General features: G+C 48.7%; 15 protein-coding genes. 8 read left to right on the top strand and 7 right to left on the bottom strand.

Going from position 1 to position 19,061, the window contains the following annotated elements; all coding sequences use genetic code 11:
* Positions 1-4: 4 nt before the first annotated feature.
* The 6 genes from ACCI49_RS16395 to dnaX all read right to left on the bottom strand — a co-directional run bounded on the left by ACCI49_RS16395 (position 5) and on the right by dnaX (position 4,911).
* Positions 5-454 carry a YcgN family cysteine cluster protein gene (locus tag ACCI49_RS16395; RefSeq protein WP_371840164.1) on the bottom strand — a complete coding sequence of 150 codons (450 nt, stop codon included), beginning with the start codon at positions 452-454 and terminating at the stop codon, positions 5-7.
* A gap of 9 nt (positions 455-463) precedes the next feature.
* Complete coding sequence (locus ACCI49_RS16390; RefSeq protein WP_371840163.1) at positions 464-751, bottom strand: YcgL domain-containing protein; 288 nt, start codon at positions 749-751, stop codon at positions 464-466.
* Positions 748-1,878 (bottom strand): ribonuclease D, encoded by a 1,131-nt coding sequence (rnd, locus tag ACCI49_RS16385; protein ID WP_371840161.1) that lies wholly within the window; start codon positions 1,876-1,878, stop codon positions 748-750. The genes ACCI49_RS16390 and rnd overlap by 4 nt, the downstream gene beginning before the upstream one ends.
* A 5-nt stretch (positions 1,879-1,883) precedes the next feature.
* The gene (gene recR, locus ACCI49_RS16380) at positions 1,884-2,492 is read right to left on the bottom strand and encodes a recombination mediator RecR (protein ID WP_371840160.1); all 609 of its coding nucleotides are present in this window, start codon (positions 2,490-2,492) and stop codon (positions 1,884-1,886) included.
* A gap of 30 nt (positions 2,493-2,522) precedes the next feature.
* Positions 2,523-2,867, bottom strand: a complete 345-nt coding sequence (locus ACCI49_RS16375; protein ID WP_371840158.1) for a YbaB/EbfC family nucleoid-associated protein — start codon at positions 2,865-2,867, stop codon at positions 2,523-2,525.
* A gap of 61 nt (positions 2,868-2,928) precedes the next feature.
* A complete protein-coding gene (gene dnaX / locus ACCI49_RS16370) occupies positions 2,929-4,911 on the bottom strand; it encodes a DNA polymerase III subunit gamma/tau (protein WP_371840157.1) in 1,983 nt (660 codons plus the stop codon).
* Between the two features lie 228 nt (positions 4,912-5,139).
* On the opposite strand from dnaX, the gene ACCI49_RS16365 reads away from it, so the two are divergent.
* The 6 genes from ACCI49_RS16365 (at position 5,140) to ACCI49_RS16340 (ending at position 15,173) form a co-directional block, all read left to right on the top strand.
* Positions 5,140-5,658 (top strand): RNA polymerase sigma factor, encoded by a 519-nt coding sequence (locus ACCI49_RS16365; RefSeq protein WP_371840156.1) that lies wholly within the window; start codon positions 5,140-5,142, stop codon positions 5,656-5,658.
* A 283-nt stretch (positions 5,659-5,941) separates the two neighbouring features.
* Positions 5,942-7,006, top strand: coding sequence for a FecR family protein (locus ACCI49_RS16360; protein ID WP_371840155.1), 1,065 nt, complete (start codon positions 5,942-5,944; stop codon positions 7,004-7,006).
* Positions 7,007-7,038: 32 nt separating this feature from the next.
* On the top strand, positions 7,039-7,218 hold the full coding sequence (locus tag ACCI49_RS16355; RefSeq protein WP_371840154.1) for a hypothetical protein: 180 nt from the start codon (positions 7,039-7,041) through the stop codon (positions 7,216-7,218).
* Positions 7,219-7,321: 103 nt separating this feature from the next.
* Positions 7,322-10,030, top strand: coding sequence for a TonB-dependent receptor (locus ACCI49_RS16350; protein ID WP_371840153.1), 2,709 nt, complete (start codon positions 7,322-7,324; stop codon positions 10,028-10,030).
* Positions 10,031-10,465: 435 nt separating this feature from the next.
* Positions 10,466-13,270: a TonB-dependent receptor domain-containing protein gene (locus ACCI49_RS16345; RefSeq protein ID WP_371840152.1), complete on the top strand. Its 2,805-nt coding sequence runs from the start codon at positions 10,466-10,468 to the stop codon at positions 13,268-13,270.
* A gap of 73 nt (positions 13,271-13,343) precedes the next feature.
* The gene (locus ACCI49_RS16340) at positions 13,344-15,173 is read left to right on the top strand and encodes a tetratricopeptide repeat protein (protein ID WP_371840150.1); all 1,830 of its coding nucleotides are present in this window, start codon (positions 13,344-13,346) and stop codon (positions 15,171-15,173) included.
* 6 nt (positions 15,174-15,179) lie between these two features.
* On the opposite strand, the gene ACCI49_RS16335 is transcribed toward ACCI49_RS16340, so the two are convergent.
* Positions 15,180-15,857 carry a 2OG-Fe(II) oxygenase gene (locus ACCI49_RS16335; RefSeq protein WP_371840148.1) on the bottom strand — a complete coding sequence of 226 codons (678 nt, stop codon included), beginning with the start codon at positions 15,855-15,857 and terminating at the stop codon, positions 15,180-15,182.
* A gap of 162 nt (positions 15,858-16,019) precedes the next feature.
* Here ACCI49_RS16335 and ACCI49_RS16330 point away from each other — a divergent pair, with 162 nt between their 5' ends.
* Both ACCI49_RS16330 and ACCI49_RS16325 read left to right on the top strand, forming a co-directional pair.
* Entirely contained in the window at positions 16,020-17,846 is a 1,827-nt protein-coding gene (locus ACCI49_RS16330) for a tetratricopeptide repeat-containing sulfotransferase family protein (protein ID WP_371840147.1), read from the top strand.
* 4 nt (positions 17,847-17,850) lie between these two features.
* Positions 17,851-18,546 carry a 2OG-Fe(II) oxygenase family protein gene (locus tag ACCI49_RS16325; RefSeq protein ID WP_371840146.1) on the top strand — a complete coding sequence of 232 codons (696 nt, stop codon included), beginning with the start codon at positions 17,851-17,853 and terminating at the stop codon, positions 18,544-18,546.
* Positions 18,547-19,061: the final 515 nt, after the last annotated feature.

Raw genomic sequence — 19,061 nt, 5'->3', positions numbered from 1 at the left:
CCGTTTAGCCAGTTTCCACGCAGGTGACAATATGTTCTTCCATATCATCCGGGTGCACCAGCGCCTCACTTATTACGCCGCCCTGCACCGACATGCCAGCCTTGTGAACCGACTCGATATCCCCTGTAATCAGCGGGTGCCATTCCGGCAGCGGGCGCCCTTCTGCAAGGCTGCGGTAAGCACAGGTACGCGGCAACCAGCTGAACTCCGGAATATCCTCAACCTGTAGTTGAATACAACCCGGCACCAGCTCTTTTCGCTGGCTGTACTGGCTGCAGCGGCATGTATTGGTATCCAACAGGCGACAGGCCACATTGGTACTATATATGTCTCCGGTCTCCTCATCCTCCAGGCTATGTAGGCAACAGCGCCCACAACCGTCGCAGAGCGCTTCCCATTCAGACGCATTCATTTCATCGAGGGATTTGCGCCGCCAGAAAGGCACCTGTGCCATGCTCCAGCCTCAGCGCTGCAGCTTGCTGTTCTTCAATGCAATTTCCTGCATTTCGGAATCGACCACCGGTGGCATCTGCAAATAATAACCGCACCCACGCAGTTCTTGCAGGACCTTCTCAGCATTTGCGCGCGCCAACTTGCGCTCCGGCGTCATTAGCAGGGTGGTCAAATGCTGGGGATTTCCAAACAACTCCAGCAGGTTTGCCGGAACCCTTGCGGTACCCTCTCGCTTGTCCACATACAGGTACATTTCATCTTTCTTGGGACTGCGATAGATATCACATAAAACTTTCACTTAATTTCCTCTTTGCGCAGTTGTCGCAGCACTTCAAGCAAGGGCTGACCAATGACCTGGGCCCGCCATCCACACAAGCGTCCCTGCAACTCAGGGTTGCGAGCCTGTACTAACGACTCCAGCTCTTTCTTACGTATCAAAATTTCGGGGGGCAGCCCCTCGCGCTCAGCAATCAGACTGACATGTTGCCGCAACTGCTTGAGCACTTCCCCCTGTTGGCGATTCAGCGGCTGTGGTAGACGTAAAGGCATATCGCTCCGTTCCACCGCCCGAGAGATGACCTCTAACAAGATATCTCCGTGCTCCCGCAAAGCCCGGCCTTCAAATCCCGCCTGACTCAATGCACCTTTGTGTCGCGGCAACTGCTGGGCCAGGGCCATGCAGATATTTTCTTTGAGCAGATGATTGCGCGGCATATCGAGGGCGCGTGCCTCCCGCTCGCGCCAGGTACAAAGATCCTGTAAAGCTGCCAGCTGCTTGCCGCGCAGACGCCAAGCTCCTTTTACTTTCTGGTAATAAAGTTCTGGCGGCTGTGGATTACGTGCCGCACCGATCAGTGCAGTACAGTCCTCTCGCAGCCATCCCTCACGCCCACACTCTTTCAGTTGCTTCAACAGAACACCGTAAAGTACCGGCAACCAGGCAACATCGAGTGCTGCATAACTTTTTTGCGCTTCACTCAAGGGCCGCTGTAACCAATCGGAGCGCGTTTCACTCTTGGGCAGTTCAATATTTAACAACTCACGCACGGTGGCCGCATACCCCAGCCCCGCGCCCATGCCACCCATAGCGGCAGCAATTTGGGTATCGAAAATAGGTTCGGGGATCACTCCCAACAGACGCTCTAGGGTCTCCAGGTCTTCACTACAACTGTGCATGATCTTAGTGACCGCTGTATCCAGCAATAGGTCGCGCAGAGGCTCCAGATCTTTAATTGCGAGGTTATCAATCAGGTAGCAGTGCTTGCCGTCTCCAACCTGTACCAGGGCAGGTTGGGGATAAAAAGTGCGACTGCGCATGAACTCGGTATCCAACGCCACGGCTCTTTGCTGGCGCCACTCCACACACAGAGCCGCTAACTGCTCGCTGGTATCCACCCAGCGCGGAGAGGTATCTATCTCAACCATCGATATCACTCTGTTGGCGGGAAAAAGGAGGTGCGGCTATTGAAGGCATGGGCCAGGGTACCACCGTCGATATATTCAAGTTCTCCGCCAATAGGAACACCGTGGGCAATACGACTTACGGCAACACCATGTAGCCTGGCCCGCTCGGCGATGTATTGGGCGGTCGCCTCCCCTTCAACGGTAGGATTTGTAGCCACAATCAGCTCTTGCAGAGACTCGTTGGCAAGTCTTCGCTCTAACAGATCAACCCCCAGGTCCGCAGGTCCAATGCCATCAATGGGAGAGAGGTGGCCATGCAGTACGAAGTAGCGACCATGGTAATTGCCAGCCTGTTCTATCGCCAGAACATCTGCAGGCGTCTCCACCACACATAGGGAAGCCTGTTCACGGCGGCTGTTATTACACAATGCACAAACGGTTTCTTCGGTCAGCGTGCGGCACTGGTTGCAGCGGCCAACTTTTTCCACAGCCTGGGCCAGACTGCGCGCCAGCATCTCCGCAGCATCGCGATCCTTTTCCAGCAGATGCATCGCCATACGCTGCGCCGATTTGGGGCCCACACTGGGCAGACTACGCAGTGCGCGAATCAAGTCTTCGATCAGGGGACTAAACATAAAATACTAATACAATCAGGTACTCGCCCCTTAAAATGGGAATTTAAAACCTTCAGGCAGGTTAATACCTGAGGTCAGGTCGCCCACCTGCTGTTTTTGCAACTCCTGGGCTTTCTCCTCTGCCCGGCGCACAGCATCATTAACCGCTGCTGCCAGCAGGTCTTCGAGCATTTCCTTGTCTTCTGCAAGCAGAGATGGGTCGATTTCCACTGCAGTAACATCATGACGGCCGTTCATTGTAACCTTGACCATGCCCGCACCGGATTCTCCGCAGACACGCAAGTCACTCAACTCCTGCTGCAACTTCTGCATCTTCTCCTGCATATCGGCCTGCATCTTCTGGGCCTGTTGCATCAGATCGCCCAAACCTTTCATAAGTAACCTCTATTCCTATTATTTGACTGCCCGGGTGAAAAACCGGGAATCCAATTCAATATTAATCTGCTTCGAGCAGTGACTCGATAGAATCCGGCAATAGCTCTGCATTCAGTTCGGCCTGCAGCTCTTGAACCAAAGGATCAGCAGTCAGCGCTTCACGGGCAGCAGCAAGTCTCGACTCTCGCGTCGCCGCCGCCAAGCGTGCAGGCGTACCACCCTGTACCTTCCCCACCTGGATCTGCGCCACCACCGGCTGCTGAAAGAAATCTCCGAGTAGATCCCCCAGGCGCCTCTGGTGCACGTCGTCGTAGAGACTGCTGTAAGACTCATCCAAGGTGAAAGCGAGTATATTGCCCTGCCGCCCCACAAGTTCGAGATGCTGAGCAATGGAGTGCAGTATCCCGCTTATTCCCAGTTGTCGATATAGCACTGGCCAGCTGCCTGGTGTGAGCGCATCGAAGTGAGCCTTTGGGGACTCAGTGGCAACTTCCGCTGCAACTGTTTGCTGTAGCGCCTGTGCCCCTGGCGGCACTGGTGCTGACTCCACCTCCGTTACACGTTGGCGGAGCTCCGCCAAAACGCTTTCTCTCGGTCTCTGCACTGGCTCGGCAGGAACTGAGGGCTCCTCTACGGCAGCCTGTGCGGTCGGGGAAGCCGCACTTATCCCGTTGCTCATTGCGGATAATGCACTTTGATGCTGACTCGCGCTCGGCTCGGACGGACAAGTGGGTTCACGCACGTCTTCCGATACTTGGTTTTTTTCCGGGGCAGCGGACTCCACCCGCTCTTGTAGCTCAGACGCCACAATGACCTCTGGCTGCGGCAGTGTCGATTCAGGCTTTTTTTCCGCAGGTAGCTCCCCAGACCAAGGCGGTGATTGCGGCTCTGCTGGTTCAGGGGGTACTTGTTCCTCCCCTGTAGATCCTGGCAATGGAGACCTGGGAATATCCGCAACCCCCTGCGGGCGAAATGCCAGCATACGCAACAGAGCCATCTCGAAGCCACTACGCGGATCCGGGGCCAAGGGCAAATCGCGGCGGGCGTACAATGCCATCTGATAGTAGAGCTGTATATTTTCCGGAGCTATATGGTTGGCTAGCTCCCGCAGCCACTCCCCATCCCCCAGAGAGTTATCCACAGATTGGGGCAATACCTGGGTCACCGCCAGGCGGTGCAGGCTATCGGCGAGCTCTGCCAGCGCGGCACTAAAATCCGGAGCCTGCTGGGCTAGTTCAGCAACCACACCAAACAATTCCGCCGCATCCTCGTTAGCCAATGCCCGCAGCAGCTTCCACACCAACCCGGTATCAATACTGCCGAGCATGCTGCGCACTTCGGCCTCACTGATTTTACCCCCTCCAAAGGCTATCGCCTGATCGGTAAGGCTCATACCATCGCGCATACTGCCATCAGCCGCGCGCCCCAGATGCCAAAGCGCCCCCTCTTCAAAAGGTACCTGCTCCTGCTCTAGGACGAAACGCAAGTGTTCGACAACCCGCTCGGTGCTCATATTCTTCAACTTGAACTGCAGGCAGCGGGAAAGCACGGTGACTGGCAGTTTTTGCGGGTCCGTGGTGGCCAGTAGAAACTTTACATGGGGGGGCGGCTCTTCCAGGGTCTTCAGCAGCGCATTGAAGGAACTGTTGGAGAGCATATGGACTTCATCGATCAGGTAGACCTTATAACGTCCCCTTGTAGGTGCGTATTGGACATTTTCCAGCAGCTCCCGGGTATCCTCTACCTTGGTGCGCGATGCCGCATCCACTTCGATCAGGTCAACAAAACGACCGTCAGCTATCTCTGCACAGGTATTGCACTGACCACAGGGCTCTGAACTCACACCCTCTTCGCAGTTCAGACATTTGGCGAGAATTCGCGCAATTGTGGTTTTCCCCACTCCACGGGTACCGGCAAACAGGTAGGCATGATGCAGGCGGCCATTATCCAGGGCGTTAATGAGCGCCTGAAGTACATGCTCCTGCCCCACCATCTCCCGAAACAGACGCGGACGCCACTTACGCGCCAGTACTTGATAGCTCATCCAGTCTCCGGTGCTCGGCACACCTCTGCAAAATCATTTTTCTTGCGCCACTGGCGCGGGCGCCATTATACCGGCATAGGCGCCGAGGCATAGCAGGTAGCAACTCACCAGGATCTATCGTGCCACTCGTAGCCAAACCGAACCTTGTGATATAACTGTGCGCCAACTCGCACTTAAAACAAACAGTCAATAACTACAGCGGGTTTGGTACGGGGAACACGATAAGTAATGAATAAGGCCAGGAAGACGCTTCTGGAAAAGCTGTTTGCCGAGCACGGCCAGGCCCTGGTACGGTTTGTCTCACGCATTGTCAAAAGTCCGGACGACGCTGAAGATATCGCCCAACACGCCTACTTGCGCCTGCAAAAACTCAGCGACGAAAAAGAATTGGATAACCCCCGCGCTTATCTCTACCAAATCGCCAATAATCTGGCACTCGACCAGCTGCGCCGGGGCAAATTGCATGTGGAGTATCTCAACCAACAAGCTCCCCTAGATGGAGACCCCTATAGCGATGAGCATACAGACCACCAGTCCCCGGAAAGAGTCCTCGCAGCCCGACAGCAGCTCCAGTCTATCTACGAAACGATGGATAAATTGCCACTCAAGTGCCGCCAGGCCTTCCTCCTGCACAGAACTCGTGGCCTTTCATATAGCGAGATCGCTCAGGAGATGAATATCTCCGTGAGTAGTGTGGAGAAATATATCCTACAAGCCCTCAAGGCCTGCCGTCGAAAGGTAGGTTAGCGCCTAAAGCCACTAACCCAGCGTTCAAATTTTGTTGAGGGGACAAGCGGCTCAGCCGTCTTAGCTAGCATGAGCGATATCCAGAGCTTCAACAACTCTGCCAGCGGAGACACTTTCAGCATTTTTAGCTGCCAAATTGGCCGCCACCATTGTGATTGTGTTGCAAACAAAGGAATGTAAACCGCTCCATCGCACAAATCGGTGGATTTTGAGTAAGATGCACCGCATTTAGGCACAGCCGTCCAATTTAAGTGGCTGGCAAACCCAAGGTACCAGAGCGATTATGAATACCAACGCACAGCAAACAACAAGCGAAGAGAGCCTGGATCAGGCCTGCGCTTGGATTGCGCGTTTACGCTCCGATACCCTAAGCGCAATCGACAAACGTGAATTTGCGACCTGGCTATCCGCATCCGATGCGCACGCCCGGGCCTTCGAGGAAATCGCAGAGCTCTGGGGTGACTTAGGCGCACTGGCTCACATGCCCATTGACCAACTTTTCCCCGAGAGTGTGCCCACTGCTAACATTCACAAAACTGCTGTCAGTAAAAATCAGCAGACAGCAGCACTCACAAGGAAACCCCGCAATGACCGCTGGGGCATGCCGCAGTGGGCTCTCAGCAGTGGCTTAGCTACCTGCGGCGCATTCCTCGCCGTCTGGGTTGGCCTGAACTGGCAGAACACGACAACCCCCAAAGAAGAAATTTACACCACTCAACTCGGTGAAATTCGCACTGTGAGCCTTGCTGATGGGTCAGAGGTAAAACTAAATTCCAATAGTGAATTGCACGTAAGCTATAGCCGCAAGGAAAGGCAGACCCAGCTCGTGCGCGGTGAAGCATTCTTTGAGGTTGCTCGACAAACCTCCCGCCCCTTCACCGTCTCTGCCGGCAGCGCCAATATTCGTGTACTCGGCACTGAATTTAATGTTGAGCTCAACCCGGAGAGCACCAAAGTGTCTGTCACTGAGGGCACCGTCTCTGTAAGCGAAGCGGAAAGCAGCCCCGGGCTGGCTCCAGAGTCAGTAAAACTGACCAAGAACCAAAAAGTTAGCGTAACTGACCACGGTCTCAGCAATGTGCGCAGAACCTCATCGGAGGAGGCTACCGACTGGACTCGTGGCCTCCTGGTTTTTGAGCAAACCCCCCTCAAAGAAGCACTCCAAGAGCTTAACCGCTACCTCGCAGTACCAGCAACTGCGGCGCCACAGGTAGAGGGGCGCCTGATATCCGGCACTTTTGCTGTTTCCGACCCGGACAACACCCTGGAAGCCATAGCTACTGCACTTCAACTTCAGCAAGACCGCAGCAACTCCAACCTGACTATCTTGTCTCCCAAGCACAACTAGGTTATAACCGTCTCAATTGGCGGTTGTTTATTGTGCAAACAATGATTTGCCGCCCATATATAAATAATGATAAGTACTCCGATGCCAACTTTGGCGTCGGACATAATAGTAATGGGCACTCTCTTGATGACGGCAAAGTACTGGGCCTTCCTCTTTATAGCGCTACTTCTGCCTACGATTTGCACGGCGAATACGCCTTGCCCACAACCTAATATCAAGCTACCAGCAGGTTCCCTACCTCAAACCCTTATAGCCTTGGGCCAGCTGTGCAAGGTTTCGGTATTGATACAGACTTCATCCGCATCACAATATGCGATGCCTGAACAAACATTGGAAAGTGATACCGGCCAATTTGAGCCGGCCCTACAGCAGCTCTTACAGGATTTACCGTTCACTTATCAACGCATTGGCCCTACATCATTCGCAGTTACACCTAATGCAGACCAACCTTCTAAGGACAAACCCCAAATCAGACCTCTTACTGAGGAGGTCACCGTTACCGGGCAAAACCTTACCGGCAGCCACCTGCGACACTTCCAAATGGACAGCTATGCCCCTATAGACAGGCTTTCGCGAGAACAGCTTGATCTAATAGGAGCACAAACAATCGCAGACCTACTCAAGTTTCTGCCAGCGGTCTCTGGCAATTCCACCAGCACCTCTGTCAGCCAGGAAGATGATGGAACGGCCACCGTATCCTTGCGCGGCCTTCCTGCGAGTAACACTCTCGTCTTAATCAACGGCCGCCGCATCATTGGAGATGGCTACAATGGAGAAGCCACCGACCTCAACACCATCCCGCTATCGCTCGTCGAACGCGTTGAGATCCTGAAAGACGGAGCTTCAGCAGTATATGGATCAGATGCCATTGCTGGGGTTATCAATATTATCCTGCGTAGAGATTTTGAGGGCTTATCAATCGATAGCCACTTTGGACAAGCACAAGAAGGTGATCGCCAAACTGATTCCCATCACTTAACCTGGGGGAGGCACGGAGAACGCAGCCACATAATGTTCAGCCTGGCTCATTACAAACAGGGGGCAGTAATGAGTCGTGATCGCAGCTTGTCAGCGTCGGCAGATAGCCGCAACTATGGAGGTACCGATAAGCGCTCATCGGCCATCCCACAGGGCTTTATTGCTCTCGATAGCAGTAGTGTACTAACTAGCGCCTCTAGTGGAAACTATCAGGATTGGTCATTAGAAGAGCGATATAATTATAATGACTATACATCCGCAATTACCCCAACAGAAAGTCATTCTGCCTATCTCTCAGCCAATTTCGATCTTAGCGAAAACACCCTGCTATTTACCGAGGTTATGGGACTGCGCACCTCCGCAGAATCTACAAAGGCCCCTACTCCAGTTTTCACACGCTTTGATAATGGCGAGCTCACCATAGCAGCAGACAATATCTATAACCCTTTTAAACAAGACATTACAGACGTTAGAAAACGAATATTGGAATTGGGCCCCCGCATTCAGAAAAATTACACCACTACATGGCGAATGAATAGCGGAATCAAAGGAGCCCACAATGAATGGCAGTGGGAACTTAGCTCATCCCTTCACCATACTGACAGGATCGAAAAGCTCAGCAACTTAATAGACCCTTATGCACTCTCCATAGGCCTTAAGGGGCCTGATATCTGTAACTCAGACAGCAGCTGCATACCTATCAACTTACTAGGTCCCAGCGGCAGCCTTGATAAGGAACAGCTGGACTTTATCCGCGGGCAGAGTTCCACCCAGAATCACTCCCGTATGGAATCACTCACCTTTGTATCCGATGGAGTACTTGGGAGGATAAATGCGGGACAGATACTCGCGGCTGCAGGCATTGAGATTCGGCATGAAGCCTTAACTTCCCACTCCAATGACAGCATGGGGCTTTCATTTATAGGAGGACATACGCCGGGCTCAGCTAAAGGATCGCGGATCATCAAAGAAGCTTTCGCTGAAATCTCTATTCCCGTGCAGGCAGATAAGCTCTGGCTGGATGGTGCGATACGCCTTTCGAACTACAGTGACTTTGGCAGTACATATAACCCTAAACTGGCCACTCGCTGGCACGCCACAGAATCCCTGCAATTAAGGGCCAGCTTTGCAACGGGATTTCGAGCGCCGACGCTTACCGACATGTATCAAGAAGGCTACCAAAGCCAGGAATTTATCTTCGATCCATGTACAAACGAAAATGCGGACAGGCTGGTTGGCTGCCCGGGGCAGTCAGATAGCGCTCGAATCCAGTACCTCACTGAATTTGGCGGGAATCCCAATTTAACCCCAGAGACCTCCAAAAGCCTGTCCGTCAGCCTTACCTGGACCCCCGAACAGATAAAGGGGCTAAGCACCACCATTGATCTTTACGATATCCAACAAGATGACGTTATTGGCAGCAGCCCACAGTTTTTAGTCGAGCAAAATGCCTATAAGGGACTCTTCCCCGAAAAAGTTATCCGAGATGATAGTGGCGAGATTACAAAAATCCTTGCCTCACGAATCAACAGAGGTAGCCGAAAAATTAGGGGATATGATATTGCCCTGCGCTATGATTTACCGTCTGAAGGGTTCGGCCAATTCAGTTTTGCACTGAATATGAGCCAGATGTTGCACTACTTAAACCAGGGTGCCCCAGAGATTGCCGAAGAGGACCTGGTAGGAACCTTTATAGACACAGCAACGGGAGGCGCTGGATCTCTACCTGAATGGAAAGCCAATGCGGGAGTTTACTGGAGCAGTGGCAGGTGGAAATTAGGCTACACCACCCACTTTGTTGGAAGCATGAAGGAGTCCTATAATCAGGGTGACAAGCTGGTAACACGCAAGATAAGCAGCTGGACTACCCGCGATCTACAACTTGCTTTTAACCCCACCCCCCGATTCCGGCTTGCCCTTGGGGTAAAAAATCTATTTAACTCCCCCCCCCCATTGGCCGTTACTGCAATCAATAATAATTTTGATTACCGCACATACGATATTTCTGGACGAATCTGGTATGGTAACTTTTCTCTTAAATTATAAATAAACCTTGGTTAACAACCGACCTCACCACTCAATCCCCATATATTTTCACGTTAAGCTATCAACCAAGACCACCACGCCGCACCACCAAAACTACACTTGTCACCTGTGTAATCCATGGAAACTCTTCTCCATTGCTCAACCGGCACTAATATCAAATACGCATTGTGAACACTAGGCACACCCAAGACTCAACAGAGGGAATTTAACCTCCACTAAAAACAAGCAATCAATCCTCCCTTGGTATGCCTGGGCAACCTAGCAGGCCTGACTTTACGAATTTTCAGAAAAAGAATGTGATTTTCTTGAGGGACTCTTTGCGCCAATCGTCATGAGATATGTTGGGAGAGAAGTGGCTACTTGGGGGTACCCACTTCTAACGATCGCCATTCATGGCAAAAGACTATAAATCCAACGATCAAGAGAGGATTGACAATGAAAAAGAACCTCCTGTCCGCAGCGGTCAAAGGGGCTTTAGGCTTCACTGCTGCCGCAATTATGGTTCCGGCAATGCCCGCTTTCGCTCAACAAGACGCGGAGATGGTAGAAGAAGTTATCGTTACTGGTTCTCGCATTAAGCGTCAGGACCTCGAATCTGTTACTCCACTGACGTCCATTGGCGCAGAAGAGTTTAAGATTTCCGGCAACTTGAACATTGAGCAAAAGCTTGCCGAACTTCCACAAACCATCCCAAGTTTTGGGCCCAGCTCCAACAATCCAGGGGATGGCACTGCCCGCGTCGACCTCCGGGGTCTTGGAGCCACCCGTACAGTAGTACTCGTTAACGGTCGTCGGTACATTCCATCAACTCAAAGTGGTATCGTTGACCTGAATAGCATCCCCAGCACACTGATTAGAAGTGTAGATGTAATCACTGGGGGCGCTTCTGCCGTATATGGCTCTGATGCACTGGCCGGTGTCGTCAACTTCCAGATGGTTGACGATTTTGAAGGCGTACAAATGACCAGCCTCTATGATGTTACCGAGGATGGAGATGGGGCCAAGCGCAACATAGACCTTACTATTGGCGGCAACTTCGCTGAGGGCCGCGGCAACGCGACCGTATACGCATCCTGGACCGATCGCGATGCAGTTTTCCAAGCCGACCGTGACTTTAGCAGAAACACCTGGGAAGAAGGTGACACCGACGGTGATGGCGTTAATGACAGTCTCGTTCCCGGTGGGTCCGCTAGTATTCCCGGCGCAATAGCATTTTTGGGGAGGGGGAATAACATCACTTTTGATCCAGATGGCACTTCCCGGCTATTTCAGGATCCTGAAGATCGCTTTAATTATGCGCCCGCCAATTACCTTCAACTCCCACAGGAGCGCTTTTTGGTCAGTGCATTTACTCACTATGACCTAACCGACAAGGTAACTGCCTATGGTGAGATGGCATTTTCACACAATGAAGTGCCCACGGAGCTGGCTCCAACGCCTGCTACCACCGATGTTCAAGTGAATCCCAACACTCCGTTCTTTGATGCCGCATTCCAGCAGCTACTCAAAGATCGGAATGTCGCCAACGGACTTAACGAAAATGCACCCTCCACAGTTCGTGTTACTCGCCGTATGGAGGAGAATGGCTCGCGCCAATCTGTTGATAATCGCGATGCTTTCAGGATTTTGACCGGCTTTCGTGGCGACATTAATGACGATTGGTCATTTGACGCATATTACAGCTATAGCAACCTCGAGCGAATTAATCAGCTCAACAATGACGTTGCTGCCTCTCGCTTTCGCCAAGCAATCTTGGTAACCGATGATGGGACTCAGTGTCAGGACACCTCAAATGGCTGCGTCCCCCTTAATATTTGGGGCGAAGGCAACATTTCTCAGGAAGCCATCGACTTTATCAATGTTGGCGCCACCAATACAACGAGCATCACACAAGAGGTAATCTCTGCAAGCGTGTCTGGTGTATTGGCAACAATCCCGACTGCGGATGAGCCCATAGGTGTTGTGGTCGGCCTTGAACATCGCGATGACGAATCCTCCTCCCGTCCAGACAGCTTCCTATCCTCTGGAGATGTGCTCGGATTTAATGCCGGTGAAGCTACTGTAGGGGGCTACACCGCTATGGAAGTATTTGCCGAAATGAATGTTCCATTGATTTCCGGAAGAAAAGGGATTGAAAGCCTGAGCCTCTGGGGTGCTGCCCGTTATTCCGACTATTCAAATATCGGCGGAGTAACTTCATTTGCGACAGCCGTGAACTACGCACCTATTGATATGGTTAAGTTCCGTGCCGGTTATCAAGAGTCAGTACGTGCACCAAACGTCAGTGAACTTTACCTAGGCTCCTCTAATGGATTCCCTGGGGCTACTGATCCTTGCGCCGAAGGTAATGCCACTCCAGATACCGATTTAGATCTCTGCGCTGCAATGGCAGGTGTTCCAGCCGGAAGCTTTGAGCAGACCAACACGCAGATTGAGGGCATCTTTGGTGGCAATCCAGAGCTGAAGGAAGAGTCCTCTAGCACCATCACTTTTGGTGCCGTTATCGAGCCTATGGACGGCCTAGATATCGCCATTGATTACTACGATATTGAAATTGAAGACGCTATCAGTGTATTTGGTGGCGGTGTAAACAATACTCTCGATCTCTGTTACAACGAATTCAAAGACATCAACTCGCCATATTGCCAGGCAATTTCTCGCTACTCTGACGGCACTGTTAACGTTGTTACTGCACTAAATGCCAACATTGGCCTGATTGAAACAAGAGGCATTGACTTTAATATCAATTACGGTACAGATCTTAACTTTGGCATTGAAGGCGCCTCCTACCTCAGCATCGGCTTTAACAGCTCCTATCTGCTTCAGTACGATGAGACTCCGGTTGCTGACCTGGCAAGCCGAAAAGATGAATGTGCAGGCAACTTTGGCATAACTTGCGGTTCTCCTCGGCCTGAGTTTAACTGGAATACTCGAGCCAGTTGGCAGACTGGCCCTCTAACCGTATCTGCCCTGGTCCGTTATATTGATGGCACAGATGACGAAGCCAAAGGCGATGGAGTTCAACTCGTTGTACCCTCTATTGATGAGGAATACTATCTAGACCTGAGCCTTGGCTACGCGGTAACGGAGAGCTTTGACCTTAACTTTGGCATCAAGAACGTTCTTGATACCGAGCCAACTAGATTGGGTGACTCCCAGGAACAGGCGAATACCTTCCCATCGACTTACGATTTGCTGGGGCCTCGCTACTTCCTAAGCGCAAGCTACCGGTTTGAATGATATCGTTTAAGCGATTGTGTGATACAAAGAAACGGCGAGCATAGCTCGCCGTTTCTTTAGGTAGCAGGTACCAATGAAAAATAAAAGTCTTAACTTTCGCCAGCTGTTAGCCAACCTCGGAAAAATGATAGAATCGGGGAATGCACATAATGCTCTACCGACGATTCTAAAGCTAAATGAGCAATTTCCTAATGAGCCCAATATCCTACACCTAACAGCAGTTGCTCAGGAATCTCTTAAAAATAAAAGTGACGCTAATGAGTTTTTCATAAGATCACTTAAAGTGAAAAGTGATCAGCCTCTTGTGCACAACAATTTTGCTAATTTCTTAAAAGAGCAAAAACGGATAGAGCAAGCTCGGCACCATTACAAACAAGCTATTCATTACAACACAGGATTTGCAGAGGCGTGGAGAAATCTAGCAATACTAGAGTATGAAGAAAACAACCTAAATACTGCCTATGAGCATGCGACAAAAGCTGCAAGCTTAACTCCCAGACTTTCTTCTGCATTTACCCTTCTCGGAAACATCTGCAGAAAAAACGAGCAACTTAATAATGCCATAGTTTTTTTTCAGAGAGCCCGAAGTAAAGACCCTAAAAATTTAAAGGCTATTTATGGACTAGCCATAACCCACGCCGATAAGGAGGAGCCTGAAAAAGCCCTATCTTTATTTGATGAAATACTGATTTTAGCTCCCAAGATGAGTGAGGCGCTTTATTCTAAAGCATTAGCTGAACTAAACCTTGGGCACTACAAGCAAGCTATAAAAAGTCTTAGAAAGCTAATTGAATTAAATCCTCTTCACATCGATGCTCACAAAACCTTAAATGAAGCTTACTGGCAGCTTGGAGATAGAAAATTATTTTGTGAAAGCTATCGAAAGTTATCACAGGAAACGATAGAACGTCCAGAGATTACCATTGCTTATATCGAAAACCTTATCGCCGGAGGTTTAATTGAGGACGCTCGAAGCTATCTAAAATCCAGATCTGATGCCAATAAAAGCCTAGAATTAATATTTCTTCAAGCCAGGATTGAAGAAGAGGGAGGAAATTTAGCACACGCCTTGAAGCTCTATGAAGCTGCCTTTTCAAGGCAGCCCGACCTCAGCATCACCAAGCAATACCTGACAGCTCTTATCAAGAACCATGATTTTGAAAAGGTGGATAAGCTTGTTAGGCAGACTCTTCAACACGCGCCCAACGATCAATTACTGTGGGCCATCCAGGGTACTTGCTGGAAAATGCTGGATGATGAACGATATCATTGGCTTAGCGCAAACGGGAACTATATTCGCAAATTTGTAATACCCACCCCAAATGGATTTTCCAACCTTGATGAATTTCTTCTACCGCTGAAAGCAGAGCTAATGGAAATGCACAAGCTAAAAGACCGCCCTCTTTTTCAATCAGTACGTTCTGGGATTCAGACACCAGGAAGATTACTCCATAAGAATCACCCTATAATACACTCCTTAAAGGAAAGCCTCAGGGAGGTAATTTCTGATTACATATCAAAAGCCCCTAAAGATAGTAAACACCCTTTCCTGGGCAGGAAATCTATAGACTTTAAGTTTTCTGGCTCATGGTCTGTGATGCTAAAAGGCGGTGGCCACCATGTCAGTCATGTACACCCTCAAGGCTGGATTAGTTCAGCTTTTTATGTGGAAACTCCGCCAACTGAAAGTACCCCCCCAAAAAAACACGCAGGAGATATTTATTTCGGTAGATCTCCATATCAACTTGGAGATAAAGATTTTATCGAAAAGCAAATAACACCCACCAAGGGATCACTGGTGTTATTTCCTTCCCATACATGGCACGGGACAATACCATTAACTAAAGAGCCTGAATATCTTAGAATGACAACGCCATTTGACGTTGTCCCCAGTAATAAATAAAAGATGTTAAGGCTTACCGGGTCTCCCCCCCCTCCTTAACCAACCAGTAATAGAATAGCGACTCTCTCTTGCAAACGGGGTAACATATGAGACAGAGTGCCTCTGGGGAACCTTGAATACATTAACAGCATTAAAAGTAGGTACCAATCCCTTAACTGCGAACTTCCCTCTGCCGTAAAAGTGCAGCACTCCACCCCAGTCTAAATCCCAATTTGGGGTTAGATTAATAACATATGCTGCAACCCTGTTTTTACCAAGGACGTCATCATCGTGTACTTTAAGGAAGTGTCCACGATCAAAACAGGTTGCCTGAACATCAGCAAAAGAGATACTTTGATCTCCAACAATTGAACGCATTAAAGACAAGAATGGCTGACTATTAACTAGCTGAAAAATAGACAAAAATCGCTTATCCTGGCCACCCCCGAAATTGCAAAAATCAAATATAGGAATGGCTTTGTAAAAGTATTGGAACTCTCCCCCTGCCTGAGACCATACAATGTCATTCAGTGTGTCTTTTTGCTCATTACTCCACCCACAATAATCAGAAAAGCTAATATCTGCATGAGCGCCAAGCTTATTGAAAGATAGATTCCACTCCTTCTGCTCCCGCAAGAAGGAAAAGAGGTCGCTAGCCGACTGACTCTGGAGAATATTAGGCACCTGCACCACTGATGCTTTCAAGTACTCTTCTCGCAATCTATCAACATCGAGATTAGATGATATACAATACATTGTAACTCCCAGTAAGCGCCTCTCAGCAGAAATGCCTTAAAGCCAGATCAGATTCATTCAAGGTCAGTAATTCAACATGCCAAGGCAAGTATACCGAGGTAAAGTAACCATATGAAGCACCGTGACACGCCCTCCGATGAAAATCATTCTCGCTGGAAAAAATTGATTAAAACTATAGAGTCAGAGTTAAAATGTAAGAATTACGTTTCTGCATATTCACAACTCCTAAAGTTATCCCCCTCTAGCCCTAGCAAAAAAATTCAAACTTTATCAATGCTGGCCTTCACCTCCAGACATTTAAATAAGAAATCTGAGGCCCTTAACTACTTAAAGCAGGCTGAGCTAGTAAGCAATACCACACAAGCCGACCGCAAATTTATAGCTGCAGAGTATGTAGCTCTGGGAAGCCACCACTGTGCCATCGCCACCATTAAAAAAATTGAGCCAATGGATGGTCAAACGTTTCATTTACTAGGCATTTCTTACTTTACAACAGGGGATGTGGGGAAAGCTCTTCCAATCTATAAAAAACTTTTCTCCCACTTAGAAAACAATGCCACTATTGCCTGTGAGCTATCATTAGTTGCAGCGAAATTCCGAGATTATGATACTGCCATCAAGGCATATACTAGATATATGCAGCTAATAGTCCCATCCGCCGCAGATCACCTAAAATTTTCAGATTTACTTTTGATGGGAAAAAAAGTAAACGAAAGCCAGAGCCAACTCAGAAAATCAATCCAAATGGGAGAAAAATCTTCTCATACTAACCTGCTGCAAGCTCAAATAGACCGCTTAAATGGAAAGTATAACGAATCCATTAGAAATGCAAAGCAAGCCAGCCTAAAAAACCCCAAGTGTGGGGCAGCTTGGCGAATCATCGCCGAATTGACCCCTCCAGAAGAAATCACAGGTCAGCTGGCAATTCGACTTAAAAAAGCTATCTCGTCACACGCAGAAAACTCCCATGATGCTGAAATATCTCACTTTGCTTTATCCGAAATATATATTAAACAGGGAAAATATCTAGAAGCCTACAAACAAATGATTAAGGCCAATAAAGTAAAGCTTGAAGCATTAAAAAACACAGAAAATACTTACAAACCGAAAATGATTGAGAAATCAACAGAAAAAACAATAGAAACTTTTAACTCGCCATTCACCAAACTACCAACAAGTTGCAACCAGTATCGTCCTATATTCATAGTAGGAATGCCCAGGTCTGGAACAACCCTAATCAGTAAATTAATAGAGAATTCAGGCAATGCCCGCAACCTTGGCGAGAGCGAAGAAATCCCAAGAATCGCATCTCAACTACAGTTGAAATTTGGAGAAGATACTCAAAAGAACCTCTACAAACTCACAGAGGCTGACTTGAACCAACTATCAGAAAGCTACCTTCAAGCAGAAAAAATTAGAGAGGAAGAAACTGTTGATAAAATGCCCAGTAATTTTCAACACGTTGGACTGATCTTATCTCTATTTCCACGCGCCCGCATTATACAATTATCTAGAAGGCCTTTTGATGTCTGCATGTCTATTTTCTCCAAACCTTTTCCTGATGGGCATACATATGCATGCAAAGTACAAGATACGGCCCACTACTACTACCAGTCCAAGAAACTAATGCAATTCTGGTCCAAAGCTTTCCCGAAAAGTGTATTTAACCTAAACTTTGATAACTTTCTCGCAGCCCCTTCTAAAACGGCAACCAGGATGTTCGAATTCTTGGACTTTGAATGGAAAGAAAGCTATCTATCCCAACCAGTAAAATCTAACAGTTTTACGTTCAGTGAATTACAGGTACGCCAACCAATTAATCCGAATGAAGCAAAAAAGTGGAGGAACTTCAATAGGATTGCCGCAGACCTTAATAAAGCTATAGACTACGAATCTAAAAGGACAAGTGATGAATCAAAGCCCCGTACTAAAGAATGAACACATGCAATATAAAATAAACCGTGAGTTTGATCCGCACCATTGGAAAAAAGAATTTAAAAATGAACTTCGGTGCCGCGTTACAAACCTATTGAGCGAGAATTCTGCACATTTGATGAGCAGCAATATTCAAAAGCATGCACAATTCAAACAGGCACATATTTCAAACAACCAATATTCTGAAATATCAAATAGTGAATTTGCGCAATTAGAAATTAACGAGCGTCACGCCCTTATTCAGAACGTATATGACTTAGCAAAAAACGGGATTGGTTTTTGGTATGGAAGGCAGGGACTAAACCGGGATTCTCCTCCACAACTAGCGGATATTTATAACTGGCTTTCCAGTGAAGAAACATTAAGTAATGTTAAGGCAATCACTGGAATACACTCACTAGCATACCCAAGTGCGCAAATAACCGCTTTTGCCCCTGGGGATTTCTTGACTCGTCATAAAGATGATATTTCTACTGAAAAAAGAAGGGTTGCTTTTGTTTATAATCTGTCAGAAGACTGGCACCCTGACTGGGGAGGCTTACTTCAATTCTATAGAGGTGATGGCACCCCAACGGAGGCTTGGCCACCCCTTTATAACAGCCTGTGCTTATTTCATGTCAAGCACGTCCATTCTGTAACTTGCGTTGCCCCTTTCGCCCCAAAGTTACGACTAGCTATTAGTGGTTGGTTTCACGACGAATAAAATAGCCCCTGGATAAGTAACTAAGGAGCCTCTCAATAAACCGATGATGCCTCTGGCCTCCAGAACGGTACAATCAAGGCGCGGCTTTGCAGGAGCGTAAGATCTTTCAAGAAGCCGCAACGCAGAGTGTGAATCGCTCTGAAAGCCCCACTGGGCGGGAAGTGAGGACCACAACTGCTGCGTTGCAGCTCTTGCAAAGGGCTAATACCATTCGCTAGGAACAGCGGCCGACCATCTATAGCCTTCAAGTCCTGCAGAAATATTACGGAATTATTCAAAGCCACTTTAATTGCCACTCAAGCTAAGCACTCTTTATGGGTTATTGGCCGCATACACTGAACCACCCCAATTATAAGGAGCCAGCAAATGGGAAATTCTTGCCTCAGATGTGTAACATCTAGATTTACAGTAAGAGGCAAAACTTTCTGAGTTATAACCAAATCTGGTGTTTGAAGGTTTGAAAAAAAGCGGCGTATCTGGTTGATTTGTTATCGCCAGACAATAAACCAACTAAG

The organism is Microbulbifer epialgicus (assembly GCF_041447265.1).
GTDB lineage: Bacteria > Pseudomonadota > Gammaproteobacteria > Pseudomonadales > Cellvibrionaceae > Microbulbifer > Microbulbifer epialgicus.
This window is presented reverse-complemented; position numbering and strand designations above follow the sequence as displayed.